9 protein-coding genes and 1 pseudogene are annotated in these 14,276 nt (G+C 38.4%); 7 read left to right on the top strand and 3 right to left on the bottom strand.

The window, feature by feature from the left end; genetic code table 11:
* Positions 1–33 precede the first annotated feature (33 nt).
* Complete coding sequence (locus M3226_RS17900; RefSeq protein WP_308211958.1) at positions 34–1,362, bottom strand: D-serine ammonia-lyase; 1,329 nt, start codon at positions 1,360–1,362, stop codon at positions 34–36.
* A 215-nt stretch (positions 1,363–1,577) separates the two neighbouring features.
* Between M3226_RS17900 and map the strand changes: the two genes are divergently transcribed.
* The 6 genes and pseudogenes from map to M3226_RS17870 all read left to right on the top strand — a co-directional run bounded on the left by map (position 1,578) and on the right by M3226_RS17870 (position 8,855).
* Positions 1,578–2,318, top strand: coding sequence for a type I methionyl aminopeptidase (gene map / locus M3226_RS17895; RefSeq protein WP_251567588.1), 741 nt, complete (start codon positions 1,578–1,580; stop codon positions 2,316–2,318).
* A gap of 1,313 nt (positions 2,319–3,631) precedes the next feature.
* Positions 3,632–5,110 carry a SulP family inorganic anion transporter gene (locus tag M3226_RS17890; RefSeq protein WP_251567587.1) on the top strand — a complete coding sequence of 493 codons (1,479 nt, stop codon included), beginning with the start codon at positions 3,632–3,634 and terminating at the stop codon, positions 5,108–5,110.
* A gap of 330 nt (positions 5,111–5,440) precedes the next feature.
* Entirely contained in the window at positions 5,441–6,046 is a 606-nt protein-coding gene (locus tag M3226_RS17885; protein WP_251567586.1) for an alpha/beta hydrolase, read from the top strand.
* Positions 6,047–6,060: 14 nt separating this feature from the next.
* Positions 6,061–7,030, top strand: a pseudogene (locus M3226_RS17880) (ring-cleaving dioxygenase).
* Positions 7,031–7,153: 123 nt separating this feature from the next.
* The gene (locus M3226_RS17875; protein ID WP_251567585.1) at positions 7,154–8,227 is read left to right on the top strand and encodes a PrsW family intramembrane metalloprotease; all 1,074 of its coding nucleotides are present in this window, start codon (positions 7,154–7,156) and stop codon (positions 8,225–8,227) included.
* Positions 8,228–8,264: 37 nt separating this feature from the next.
* Positions 8,265–8,855, top strand: coding sequence for a DUF421 domain-containing protein (locus tag M3226_RS17870; RefSeq protein WP_251567584.1), 591 nt, complete (start codon positions 8,265–8,267; stop codon positions 8,853–8,855).
* A 290-nt stretch (positions 8,856–9,145) separates the two neighbouring features.
* Here M3226_RS17870 and M3226_RS17865 read toward each other — a convergent pair whose 3' ends face one another.
* Positions 9,146–9,745 carry an NADPH-dependent FMN reductase gene (locus M3226_RS17865; protein WP_251567583.1) on the bottom strand — a complete coding sequence of 200 codons (600 nt, stop codon included), beginning with the start codon at positions 9,743–9,745 and terminating at the stop codon, positions 9,146–9,148.
* A gap of 224 nt (positions 9,746–9,969) precedes the next feature.
* Here M3226_RS17865 and M3226_RS17860 point away from each other — a divergent pair, with 224 nt between their 5' ends.
* Positions 9,970–10,359, top strand: a complete 390-nt coding sequence (locus M3226_RS17860) for a hypothetical protein (RefSeq protein ID WP_251567582.1) — start codon at positions 9,970–9,972, stop codon at positions 10,357–10,359.
* A 63-nt stretch (positions 10,360–10,422) separates the two neighbouring features.
* On the opposite strand, the gene M3226_RS17855 is transcribed toward M3226_RS17860, so the two are convergent.
* Positions 10,423–14,082: a polysaccharide deacetylase family protein gene (locus tag M3226_RS17855; RefSeq protein WP_374110628.1), complete on the bottom strand. Its 3,660-nt coding sequence runs from the start codon at positions 14,080–14,082 to the stop codon at positions 10,423–10,425.
* Positions 14,083–14,276 lie beyond the last annotated feature (194 nt).

The following is a 14,276-nucleotide window of genomic DNA, read 5'->3' as shown; positions in this document are numbered from 1 at the left end:
AGATTAACAGTTATAGGAAGCTGCTATTTTTTTTTAAAATCCCTTTTTATAGTAATCCTCCATAATCACGTCTGGAACCATACTACCTCCTGTCGCCCAAACGATATGCGCAGCTTTTTTGTTAAGCAAATGATTTTTTTGTAAAAATGCCTTCCCTTCTTGTGCTAGTTTAACCGGGCCAATCATCCCTGCGAGAGCAGAAGGTTCCAATCTTATATTCTCTGTAACAACCAGAATCCTTAAAAGTTTAAATAACTCATCATCTCTAACTGTAAAAGCTCCGCTTAAAATAGGCGCGATGATCTTACCAACAAATCCGGATGGTCTTCCTACAGCAAGTCCATCCGCCGCCGTAATATTATCAATCCCTATATCTTGGACGGAAATCTTTTCATGGAGTCCTGTTAATAATCCAAGTAACATACAAGGAGAATGAGTAGGTTCAGCGAAAAAGCAGTAAACATTGTTTTGGAACAATTGTTTTAAACCGAACGTAACACCACCGGGAGCACCGCCCACACCACAGGGCAGGTAAACAAACAAGGGATGATCTTCGTCGACTTTTATCTGAAGCTCTTCTAGTTGATTTTTTAACCTTATGGCAGCCACGGCGTAACCTAGAAATAAATGCTGTGAGTTCTCATCATCTACAAAATAACAACGGGGCTCTTTTTCTGCCTGAATACGACCAGCCTCTACCGCCTTACTGTAATCCGCCTCATATTCAATTACTTGAACACCTTTATCTCTTAGCAGATCCTTTTTCCATTGTTTCGCATCTGCTGACATATGGACAGTTACCATAAATCCTAATTTAGTACTAATTATCCCAATGCTTAGTCCTAGATTACCCGTGGAACCTACCGCAATTTGATATTGTGAGAAAAATCGGCGGAATTCTTCACTGTCCAAAATAGAATAATCATCATCCTTGCGAAGAAGGTGTTGCTCAATCGCTAAATCCTCGGCATATTTGAGGATTTCATATATGCCGCCTCTTGCTTTAATCGAGCCGGAAATGGGTAGATGACTGTCACATTTTAACCATATATCTCCTTCTATTGGCTGAGCGTAATTCTTGACTAATTTATTCTTCATGGCAGGGATCTTAACTAAGTTTGATTCAATGATTCCGTTGGTTGCTTTCGTTTCAGGAAACACTTGAGCTATATAGGGAGCAAATCGTTTCAGTCGTTCTTCAGCATCTTGAATATCCTCCAGAGTGAGCGGGCAGTCTTCCAGGCGGTTTTGAGTCGTATGGATTTTCGGATTAAACCATAAGACTTCGTCATATGATTTCATTTTTTTGATTAGGTTAAGGGCCTGAGCGTCAAGCAAACTTTCAATCTCTACTGGGTTCACATTTTTCCCTCCATATTTCAGATTTGATATCTATAGTTTAACATTCCTAGTTTGTGGGTTGAATCGATTTACTCTAGGTTTGTGGGTTATGATAAGTGGGAGCTATTTTCAAAAAAATATGAATAATCAACAATACTTGGATTTTCTCGAAAGGACGGGTAAAATCTAAATTATGGTGTTTTTACTAATAAATCATGTAGATTGGGGCAAGACCAATGATTGCTAAAACAGAAGAGGATTTTAACAGTTTAAAGGAAATTGGCAGAATTGTAGCATCGATAAGAGATGAACTAGTGAAAAGAGCTGTACCAGGTGTCACCACTAAAGAACTTGACGATTTAGCCGGAGAACTTTTTGAAAAAGAAGGAGCGATCTCCGCACCAAAGGGCGAATATGATTTTCCTGGCTATACTTGTATCAGTGTTAATGAAGAAGTCGCGCACGGGATCCCTGGAGAACGCGTAATTCAAGAAGGGGACTTAGTGAATATCGACGTGTCTGGTTCAAAAAATGGTTACTTTGCTGATACTGGCATTTCCATTGTAGTTGGCAAAGGAGAAGAGATCCTTACCAAAATTTGCGATGTTGCCAAAGAAGCCTTTGAAGCAGGGTTAAAAAAAGTAAAACCAGGTGCTAGAATTACAGGAATGGGTAAAGTCGTTCATCAAGTAGCAAGGCAGCATGGATTAACTGTCGTTATGAATCTTACCGGCCACGGTATTGGGCGTACGATTCACGAAGAACCTGAGTATATTTATAATTATAATGAAACATCAGACCACGGGCTGTTGAAAGAAGGAATGGTCATTGCCTTTGAACCGTTTATCTCTACCCATGACGAGGAAGTATTCCAACTAGATGATGGCTGGACTTTTGTTACAGAGCAAAGCTTTGTAGCACAATATGAACATACATTGATTGTTACAAAAGATGGCCCAATAATTTTAACGAAATAATCGATTTAAAGAGAGCGTATGAAAGTACGTTTTCTTTTTTTTGACCATTTATGGAACACGCTAGATTTCTCCTCCTCATATAGTAAGAGGGGAGGGAATCGAATGGAACCCTATTTCCTTTACTTCAAGAATTAGTTGTGCTTTATTTTATTGGGTTTATCGGTTTTATCACATAGCGAGCAGGGATTCTCCCGGAACGGACGGAGGAACAAATCCTTACTCAAATTCTTTTATATATTACACTTCCAGCATTAATTTTATATTTAATGAATATATCTCCTTCAAAAGATGCATTATCAAATTTTATCATTCTTTTTTTATTATCTGTTTATGCTCTATCAGTTGCTTGTCTGCTTTCTTTTTTTTGCGCAGGAAAGCGAAAGTCGGACAATCCAGGGAAGCCGTTTTTGAGTCACTGATTATTTTGGAAACCAGGGTTTTATAGGCTATGGCAGTATGTTACCTTCTTTTTCAAGAAAAAGGTGTTATCTATACAGCTGTCTTTCATTTAGTATATCTTCTTATATAGCCATATGGTATCTATCTTTTCGTTAAAAAAGAGACACATGTCAAATGGAAAAAGGTTTTCTTAAATCCTGGTATTGCAGCAACACTTTTGGGAGTACTCCTGTTTTTTTTACCTATAAAATTACCCTTTATCGCGGTACAGATATTACAAGAATTGGGATCCCCCAACCATTCCTCTATCTATGCTCCTAATTGGTTGTTTAGTCGGGACGTTGTCCTTTAAAGAAATTATAATACTATGTAAAGAACTTAGTATTTGACTTGGTTGCTTTACAAGACTTCTTTTTATCCCATTATGTTTAATTCCCTTCACACTAACAAGTGTTTCCTTTTCTGTCATTACAACTGCCGTTCTAATATCAGGAACACCCAGTGCCTCGACTGTATCGTTACATGCACAAAAATATGGCGGTGATGTTTACTATTCCTCGATTGGTGTTTTTATTAGTACGGTTTTCTCGTTTCTAACAATCCCGCTGTTATACGCTTTGCTTACTTTCATATTTAATATTCAATAATGTGAAGGGGACAGCTTCTCCTTCTTTTTTTGCATTGTTGCGAGTAATAGTGATATTACTAGGAAAAGGGAGAAAATCAAAGGAAAGAGGTAATGGCTCCGCTTTCCTTTGATTTCACAATTTTGTCACATTCCATTATAATTTTCCTGTTAACAACGGCCCCGGCTTTCATGAGAGTTGGAAGTCAAAAGAAAAAGCAGAAGCACCTCGATCAGGCGCTGGAGCTAGAAACACTATTCAATCATTAAAAAGGGAGAGGTGCTTTATTTGAATTTAAGTACAATTAAATATTCATGGTTTGGAAACATCAAGGGAGATATATTATCTGGGATAGTGGTTGCTATGGCACTGATACCAGAAGCTATTGCCTTCTCAATTATTGCGGGAGTGGACCCGATGATTGGGCTGTATGCATCCTTTTGTATCGCGGTTACCATTTCTTTCGCAGGCGGACGACCCGGGATGATCTCGGCTGCGACCGGGGCAACTGCACTATTAATGACATCCTTAGTCAAAGAACATGGTTTGCAATATTTACTTGCCGCGACTATTCTCACTGGTGTTCTCCAAATCATTATGGGAGCATTAAAATTAGGCCGTTTGATGAAGTTCGTCCCGCGTTCTGTGATGACAGGTTTCGTTAATGCACTGGCCATATTAATTTTTTCAGCTCAATTAGTTCAGTTTAAAGGGGCTAACTGGCAAATGTATGCCATGGTTGCTGGGGCGCTTGTGATTATTTATGTACTGCCTCGTTTTACAAAAGCTGTACCCGCTCCATTAGTTGCGATTCTTGTTATGACCGTTGTCTCGATTCTAACGGGCAGCGATGTACGTACAGTTGGAGATTTAGGAGAACTAACATCCAAACTACCAGTATTTTTAATTCCTGATATTCCATTTAATTTTGAAACATTGCAAATTATTTTTCCATACTCTATTTCCATTGCGATTGTGGGCTTGGTGGAAACTTTACTAACGGCTTCGATTGTCGATGATATGACAGATACTGATAGTGACAAAAACAAAGAAGCTAGAGGACAAGGGATCGCCAATATCGTATCCGGCTTTTTCGGCGGTATGGCTGGATGTGCCATGATTGGACAATCTGTTATAAATGTTAAATCAGGTGGAAGAGGGCGTTTGTCTACCTTTGTAGCAGGTGCTTTCTTATTAACTCTCATCTGCTCACTAAAAAGCTTCCTTGTTCAAATTCCAATGGCTGCACTTGTGGCGGTTATGTTTATGGTTTCGATTGGAACGTTTGATTGGTCTTGTCTTAAAAACTTTAATAAAATACCGATTACCGATTCAATTGTTATGGTCATTACTGTTATTACCGTAGTCATGACAAATAACTTATCTTTAGGGGTTTTAGTAGGGGTAATCCTAAGTGCGATATTCTTTGCTTCAAAAATTTCCAAAGTAAATGTAACTAGTATTTCAGCAAAAGGGGCCAATAAAAGGATTTATCATGTGACAGGACAACTTTTCTTTGCTTCTGTAACTGACTTTATAAATGGTTTTGATTTTAAAGAAGCTGTAAAGGAAGTCGACTTAGATTTATCTCATGCCCACCTTTGGGATGATTCTGCTGTTGGAGCAATTGATAAAGTCGTGATCAAATACCATCAAAATGGTGTCAAGGTAAACCTTAGAGGATTAAATACGGATAGTAATAAGCTTATTAATAAAATAGCTATTCATAACAAGCCTGGCGGTCTTGAAAAAGCTGCTAGCCATTAATTGAGGATGAACACGCTGAATATTACTCAGCGTGTTTTTTTATCGTTAAAGAAATTATAAAATTTTCGCTTGTGGATAACTCTTAATAAATGGACTATCGACGTCCAGCTCCAGCGCTTTTGTTCTTGACTATGTACCACTAGATGTATTACAATTATCTCATATTCAAGATAATCAGATTCAAAATAATTATCAAACGAATTTGGAAATACTAGCAAAAAAGGTGTACAACGTATTATGGCTTACGACCAAATGCAATGATCAAGTCTTGGTTTAGTACAAATTGTCTTAAATGCCTATGCCATATAAGAGTTTGAAAGGAGAATATAGATGAAACACATTTTTCAAAAAGGAAAAAACCCTGCAAAACCAACTTTGCTATTACTTCATGGTACTGGTGGAAATGAATTAGATCTCTTACCGCTGGCTGGAATGATAGATGATGAGGCGTCGGTGCTTAGTGTTCGTGGGAATGTATTGGAGAACGGAATGCCCCGCTTTTTCCGTAGACTAGCGGAAGGTATTTTTGATGAAGAGGATCTTGTCTTCCGAACCCAAGAATTAAATGATTTTCTTGATGAGGCTGCACAAAAATATGAGTTTGACCGGAATAATATTATTGCCATCGGCTATTCAAACGGGGCCAATATTGCGGCAAGCCTATTATTTCACTGTCAAAATGCCCTAAAGGGGGCAATTCTACATCATCCGATGGTACCAAGAAGGATAGAGCTTCCCGACTTAACAGGAATAAATGTGTTCATTGCCGCAGGGACGAATGACCCGATTTGTTCCCCACTGGAATCAAAGGAATTACTAGCATTACTACAAGATGCCAACGCATTGGTAGAGCTGCACTGGGAAAATCGTGGACATCAATTAACTAGAGAAGAAGTAGAAGAAGCTGCCAAATGGTATAAAGGAATTGTGAGTTAAGGAGGTTTTAACACATGCAATTATTAGGACTGCATCATGTATCGATTTTGACAGGCAAAGCCGAGAGAAACTACGAATTTTATACCAAAATTTTAGGCATGAGATTAGTTAAGAAAACAGTCAATCAAGATAATACTGAGTCCTATCACCTTTTCTATGCGGATGCCGAGGGAACTCCAGGTACAGAGGTCACTTTCTTTGATATTCCAGGCCTAGGCCACTCCTACCGAGGAACTTCAGATATATCTACGGTTTCTTTAAGAGTGAAAACCACAGATGCTTTGTTATTTTGGAAAGAACGTTTTACCCAATTGGGAATCCATCATGACTCTATTGAAAAAAGGGCCGGTCGCGATACTTTAGCTTTTCGAGACTTTGAAGGAACCCGCTTAATCCTTGTGGCAGATAATGAGGAAACCGGCGTTAGAGCCGGAATCCCTTGGAAACGGGATGATATCCCTGTTGAACATGCCATTATTGGATTAGGTCCAGTCACACTTACAGTCAGCATTGCCGAACCAACGATCGGAATTCTTACAGAAGTAATGGGATTTCGATTTGTGAGTTCCTATCCATCATTAGAGGGGGAATATCCTGATATCATGGTTTTTGCAACAGGAGAAGGCGGCAGTGGAGCAGAGGTCCATATTGAACCAAGACCCGATCTACCGCGGGCACGAATTGGACGCGGTACGAGTGCATCATGTGGCCTTCCGAGTACCTAATCAAGAGGAATACCATTTATGGGCTCAACGTTTAAAACAACATCGGATAGCCAATTCAGGTAAGGTAGAACGATATTATTTTAAAGCACTATATTTTAGAGAACCCAATGGTATTTTGTTTGAACTATCAACTGATACACCTGGCTTCGCGACAGATGAACCCTTGGAAACGATGGGTCAAAAACTGGCATTACCACCATTTTTAGAACCAAGACGGGAAGAAATTGAAGCAAACTTACGTCCTCTTGAATTAAATTGAATTTATATTTTATAAAGCAGACGAAAAAAATTCGTCTGTTTTTATTTGTGTTAATTGGTTAAATTAACTATTAAATAATCGAGTACATATTGAAAGAATTCGGTATCAAGAGGGGGAAGTAATATGAAATGCCCGCAATGTGTCTATACTAATCCAGATGGTGTGAAATTCTGCTTAAGCTGCGGCGAAAAGTTCATTAAAAATAATACAGAAGAGGATGAAAACAGCTTATTTTATGAATTTGCCCATTATGTGGATATGGTTCCGAGATTTGAACGTTCGGTTGAACCAAAATTTCAAAACGTCTTTTCTCGTGTCTTCAGAAATCATAGTGAATTAGAGGCTGAACGTCTTTTTATCGTAGGCACTGCGCTTACCACGCCGAAAATTACGGAAGTAACAGAAACATGGCCAAAACCTTGGCTTTTTGCAAGGGTGTTTATATTTGCCCTTATTGCATTCTTAGGGTTATATATTGGCGTAGGTTATTTTAGAAATGTAAACTTTATACCGGGACTTATCATTGTTGGTGCTTTTGCTGTTCCGTTGACTACTTTAATCTTCTTCTGGGAAATGAACGCTCCGCAAAATATCGCCTTTTATCGAATCATTTATGTGGTGTTTATCGGCGGGATTCTTTCTATGTTAGTCGCCCTATTGTTTTTCGATATTCTAAAACATAATATCAATCCCATTACGATCGGCATTGCCGAGGAACTCGCCAAAGCAATTACGGTCATCACTTTTGTACGGTACCGTAAATACAGGTATATCTTAAATGGACTTCTTATTGGTGCAGCCGTTGGAGCAGGATTTGCAGCCTTCGAAACAGCTGGTTATGCCCTAAGAGCGCTGCTTTCCGGGGATGGAAAAAATCTATATATCACAATGCTATGGCGCGGAATTTTGGCTCCTGGCGGCCATGTCGCCTGGGCAGCTTTGACAGGTGCAGCATTCTGCAGGGTTCAAGGGGACCAGCCTTTTAACATCAACATGTTATTCCATAGTAAATTTTTACGTGTCTTTATCTTAGTTGTTTTGATGCATGCTCTCTGGGACATGCAAATACCAGGAATGTTCCCCTTTGGACAGATCTTCTTGATGGTTTCTTCATGGATTGTCGTGTTCCTTTTGATTCGTGCTGGTCTCAAAGAAATAGGCAATAAAAAATTTAAATATCAATCAAACATTCGTTAGGGAAGAGAATAAGCCATAATCCATAGGGGGATATACGATGGATTTATCCTATATTTTAAAATCTTTTATACTGTTCTTCACAGGTATTATCCTGCTTCGAATCGCTGGAAGAAAATCAATCGCACAGATGACACTTGCCCAAACGATCGTAATGATCTCATTAGGTCACCTTATAGTTGAACCAATTGTGGAAGTAAGTATGGTTAAGGCGATTGGAGGGGCAATCATTTTTGTGGTGTCCATCCTAATAGTTGAGTATATCCAACTTCATTTTAACCCTTTTGAAAAATTAATTATGGGAAAATCTAAAATAGTTATAGAAAACGGGGAATTAAATGTTAAAAATTTAAAGAAGCTTCGATTAACTGTTGACGGGCTGGAAATGCGGATGCGCAATATGGGTCTTACCAAGTTATCTGACATCAAAATTGGCACGATTGAACCAAACGGTCAATTGGGCTATGAATTAAAAGAAGACGCGAAACCACTAACGATTGGCGAATTTAAAAAACTAATCAATCAAATCTCACAACAAAAACCAACGACAACGAACAAGGATTCTAGTCAGGACATATTTGAAGAGATCCAACAAAATACTCCACAAAAACATCCGGAATATTTAAATTAACTATTATTAAAGGCATAAAAAAGCCTCCATTGTATTAAATTCACAATAGACGGTATTAAAATTAAAGGAGCAGCCATTTAAAGTAGCTGCTCCTTTTTTTGTCGTTAAAGAAATTATAAAATTTTCGCTTGTGGATAACTCTTAATAAATGGACTATCTACGTCCAGCTCTAGCGTTAGCCCCTCGATGGTCTACAGCCACTCAGGGAATGAAGGCAAACGCCTTCTTTCCCTGAGTGGCTTATGCTTGTCGGAGCTATTCAAGGCGCTTGCGTTTTTGTTCATAGACTTTTATCGCAATGTTTTTAATGCGCCGCTCCAAGCAAGGACTTGGTCGATCATTGCATTCACATTGTTTAAATGTATTTCCTGAGGTTTGAAGTCAGTACCGTTTTCAAAATCAGTAAATAAAGATAATGTAGGGTGAACTCTGACATCGGCAATCATTAATTCTCCGCAAATCCCGCGTAAGTGCTCAGCGGCACGCGCACCGCCGGTCGAACCGTAACTGACAATGCCAGCCGCTTTGTTATTCCAAGCCTCACGTGCACAGTCAAGTGCGTTTTTCAATGCTCCTGTAATACTATGGTTGTACTCTTGGACAATAAACACAAACCCGTCTAAGCTTCCAAGCTTTTCATTCCATCTTCCTAATCCAGGCTCAGAGCCGTCAGTTGTACCTAAGAATGGTAAGTCAAAATCTTTAATATCGACGATTTCGTAATTTGCATCCCCTCGTTTATCAGCAATTCCTTTTATCCATTCGCCGACTTGTGGACTTACACGTCCTTGACGTGTACTGCCTAGAATAATTCCGATGTTTAACTTATCATTTGTCATTTTGTTTTCCTCCTTTGTTTCATTACCAAATAATTTGCTGAAGAAACCCATTTGATACACCACCTATGGCTATAAACGAATTATGTAAAAACGGTAAGCTTTTCCTCACAATTCATTAGCTTACCACTCCTAATATCAGTTATTTGACGATACTTTATACCTATAATTAGGTGATATTTTCTAAAAAATCTAATCTACTTCTAATATTTTTTTGCGATACTTGTCCAAACCATTCCTTTATCAGTTGAATTTATTATACAAGGGAGGTGAATCTTATGAATCCTGAAGATGTAGTTTCGATTGGAGCTAATTGTATTCTCCAAACCAGAAGAAATGGCTTCTTTTTGGTAGTGGAAATAGAAGCAGAAGCAGGTAATGTTGAAATCGAGGAATTTGTCTTTATTCGCATTTCACGGAGAGAAGCTAATACTTTGTTGAATGCAGGAGTCCAGCGGTGCGAAGTAGTAACTAGAAGACCAACTTCTGATGATTTAGAAGTAAATTTCATTTGTGTATTGATTTTAGACGGAGAGGCCTTTGCTGTGTTTGATGTAGAGGACGACACAGACGAAGCTGTTCTTGTTGAAATCTCTTTAGCTGAGGCACGCCGTTTAATTCGCAGGGGTGCAAGACAATGCACAGTGATTAATAGACGTCTCTTTTAAATACAGGAAAAGTTTTTAGTAATAAAAAGGTCTTCCGAAAAATTGGAAGACCTTTTTATTGATTTACATATTTTCCTTAACATTCACCATATAGGTTTCCTGTGTGACATTTCCTTTTCGTTTTAATTTATTCCAACCTACAGTTACTCCTTTTATTGCAGAGAAAATTGATTTTATCACGACATACGTCATAAGCTGTTTGTACAAGATCCGTTGTAAAAACAAGGAAAACAGAGGTTTAGTTCTTTCATTCTCCAAACGAAACGCATATAGGGACGTAACGAAATCGAGCAGGTAAAATAGGATAAAGCCAATGGCTGCTTTTCCAGAGTGCCCGTTAAAAAGAGCCATAATAAACAATATATCTGCAATAGGAGAGATGGTTTGATAGATATATTGAAAAAGCCACATGTTTGGTAAGCCGATAAAACCTAATGTATTGTGTTTCTTATTAAATAAAGCCTCACGATGTTTCCATAAGCATTGTAATGTACCATAAACCCAACGGTACCGCTGTTTGGCAAGACTTTTTATATCTTCAGGTACTTCTGTGAAGGCATAAGCCTTTTCCTCAAATTCGATCTTTTTCCCTTGCCGTAAAAGGGTAAGAGTGATATCGGTATCTTCTGCCAGCGTATCTTCTTTAAAGTATCCTGCTTCTTCCACAGCCGTCTTTCGCCATGCACCGATCGCACCTGGCACGACCGTAATACAATTTAAAGCCGCAAATGCCCTTCTCTCTAAGTTAAATCCTGTTACATATTCAATATGCTGCCAGTTAGTAAGGAGGTTCCCCTTATTACCGACTTTGACATTACCTGAAACAGCAGCCACATTTTCATTTGTAAAATGGTTAACAAGCAGGGAGATGGCATTATCAGCGATGAGTGTATCTGCGTCAAGTGCAACGACGATTTCTCCTTTTGCTTCTTTGAAACCAAGATTGACTGCAGAGGATTTTCCTCCATTAGATTTTTTTATTAATCTGACGATAGGATGGTTTGAATAAGTTTTTTCAACAACATCAGCCGTATCATCCTTTGATCCATCGTCAATAATTAACATCTCAAAAGCAGGGTAATCGCTCGATAGTATAGATTCAATCGTTTTGTAAATTACTTTATCCTCGTTGTAGGCAGCAATAACAACACTCACAAACGGTGTAAAGTTAGGGTCAATTACAGTCTCTTTATACTCTTTTACCTGCTTTCTAGAAAGAAAGATGAAGAGAGCAAGGCGCAATATTCCTAAGATAATAGCTGAGTAGAAAAGGAAATTTAATCCTAAACGCCAGCCCTGCATAAGCTTAAAAACAGCTTTATCATAGACCAAATAAGGGCTGTCTTGATTAGCGGAAGGCATAATCTGACTATCTTTTTTTCCAATTAAATCACCAATGGTTGTAAAGGTATAGCCGCGCTGTTTTAGTTCTTTTATGATAATCGGCAACGCCTTCACAGTGTTGGAGCGGTCACCCCCAGAATCGTGGAACAAAATCACATTTCCCTCTGGTAGCTGCAGCAACACTCGCTTTACAATTTCATTACTAGAAGGTCTTTGCCAATCGTCAGAGTCTATTAATTCGCCGACCATCGTATACCCCATATCCTGTGCACGCATGATAGGGAGCAGTTCCCTTCTTGTGCTCGGTTCCGCATCTGCCACATACGGCGGGCGGAAGAGGGTCATTGAGTGCCCAGTAATTTCCTCAAAAAGTCTTTGATTAGCATTTAGCTCTAATTTTGATTGCCATGGTGCGGTCGATGCAACATCAGGATGCGTAAAGGTGTGACTGCCAATTTCATGGCCTTCTCCATGAATTCTTTTAATCAGTTCTGGATGCAGCACTGCATTCTCTCCTACGATAAAGAAGGAACCCTTTATATGATACTTTTTTAAAATGTCCAATATTTGCGGTGTATAGACTGGATCCGGTCCGTCGTCAAAGGTAAGGACAATTTCCTTCTGTTTAGGTTTGCCGTAACGAACCACTTCAAAAGGCTTTGGTAACTTGATATAGGTTTCATTTTGGATTAATCCTTGTGAATCCATTTCAATAGCCCTTTTACCTTTTTCTGATTGAGAAACCACTTTTAAAATTTCTCCTTCGCCTGTATAGTGAACGGGTTCAGGACTGGCTAAGGTTTTTAGGGCATTGGATGGATTTTTCATTGCTTTTGGTTGATTCATATAGTTCCAGATAGAAGGATCTTCGGAACCAAGACGCCAGACAGCGATTCCTTTTGAACCACTTTCTATTGCTGTTTTCATTTGATTATAAAATGTTGCGGCATCTAAAAACCAAACAGTATGGTTTTTTTCGTTTGTTTTGTAACGTAAATAAGGATTGCCTACTTGTTTATTCCAATTGATATTTATGCTCGTACCCATTCCAAGCTTCATTAAATCCCCGAAAGTAACTGTTTCCGTAGGCTCCTTGGAGTTTTCTTCCCAGTCATACCCGTAGCTTCCCAAACTTACAATTAATTTTTCAGAAGGAATATGAAGGCGGTTCAAGCTGCCCTTTACCCAATCTAATGGTGCGATAGGTCCAGGATTACTGGTAGAGTTGTGCTGGTCATATAGCATTACAAATATCCGGTCAACATTATTTGCTAATGAACCATAGTCAAAACTAGTGTTACTTGGCGGGACATCAATTGATACCAATAGGTCATGTTGATGAAATGCATGAGAAACTTTATTTACAAAATTTGATAATTCAGCTTTGTCCTTTTGGTTAATATTCTCAAAGTCAATATTAATACCAGCAAAGTCATTTGTTCTCACATAATCCAACAAATTTTTAATAAAAAGATCCTCCGCACCGGGAGAAGTAAATAACCGATGCAGAGTTTCTGCATCCCATTTATTATTAATAAAATTATTTACTACTGGGAGAACCTTTATCTGATGTGCTTTTGCCTCTGTAATAATAGACGAGTCATTGCTGGATTTAAAGGTCAGGTCAGTATTAAGCTGCAGCCACTCGGGTACTAATGTTGTTATCGAATCGATATTTTTTTTAAAAGAAGTTTTGCTGTTTGCATCCCAATTGACGTAAAAACCATAAACTTCTTGTTTTTGTGAAATTTGTCCTTTGTTTTCTACATCATTTTTTTGAACAAGAGGGGCAGGATTTGTTTTTTCCAGCTGGCTGGCAAGCTGTTCTTTAGTGAAACTTTGATTAATGGGTTCAATCCTCGTTGTGACTCCACTTTTATTTAATTGTAGGTTCGGAAACACCGGGTCAGTATATAGACTTTCAATAAAAATAAAAGATACTAAAACAACTAATAGAGTAAAGCCGGTACTCATACGTTTAATTATCGACCAGCGTCTTTTTGCTGGATCAAGAAAAACATGTTCTTGATTTCGTTCCCTTTTTTTTAGCCCTAGATTGTAAAACCAATGGAAGAAATAATAACAAACAAGCCCGATTAAACCACCCAGGCCTGGTGTTAAATTATATCCTTCTAATACAGGTATATTGAGAAAAGGCAAATCTCGAATAGTAGGGATAAAAAGGGTAATTAACGTTCCAAGTAAAATGGCAATGATATTAAGACGAAATAAAAGTGAGAGAACGAGCAATAATGGAATTCTTACACTATATATAGGCAAAAAGGCCAGGAAAAATCCAAGTGAACTCGCAATGGCCCCTCTATTACCAGTGACGGGTGCAAAAAATGATCGAACAATCCACCTAAAAACTTTATTCACGCAATCCCTCCTTTTAGGTGTTTGTTGAGAGTTAAATTTTAATATTAGAATGTATTACCTTCTTAATGCTACGGTTACTGCTTTTTTTCGACAAAAAAGACTACCAACAAAAGGTTAGGTAGTCACTAATAGATTTTGGGGGTAGAATGAAATGTTTTTTTATTTCTAATGGTACTTGAGTCAATTTTTGGTTT

Source organism: Neobacillus cucumis (assembly GCF_023715505.1).
This window is presented reverse-complemented; position numbering and strand designations above follow the sequence as displayed.

Coding starts and splice junctions, on each gene's coding strand:
- map (WP_251567588.1), top strand. CDS start 1,578: ATGATTGCTAAAACAGAAGAGGATTTTAACAGTTTAAAGGAAATTGGC.
- M3226_RS17885 (WP_251567586.1), top strand. CDS start 5,441: ATGAAACACATTTTTCAAAAAGGAAAAAACCCTGCAAAACCAACTTTG.
- M3226_RS17875 (WP_251567585.1), top strand. CDS start 7,154: ATGAAATGCCCGCAATGTGTCTATACTAATCCAGATGGTGTGAAATTC.
- M3226_RS17870 (WP_251567584.1), top strand. CDS start 8,265: ATGGATTTATCCTATATTTTAAAATCTTTTATACTGTTCTTCACAGGT.
- M3226_RS17865 (WP_251567583.1), bottom strand. CDS start 9,745: ATGGGTTTCTTCAGCAAATTATTTGGTAATGAAACAAAGGAGGAAAAC.
- M3226_RS17860 (WP_251567582.1), top strand. CDS start 9,970: ATGAATCCTGAAGATGTAGTTTCGATTGGAGCTAATTGTATTCTCCAA.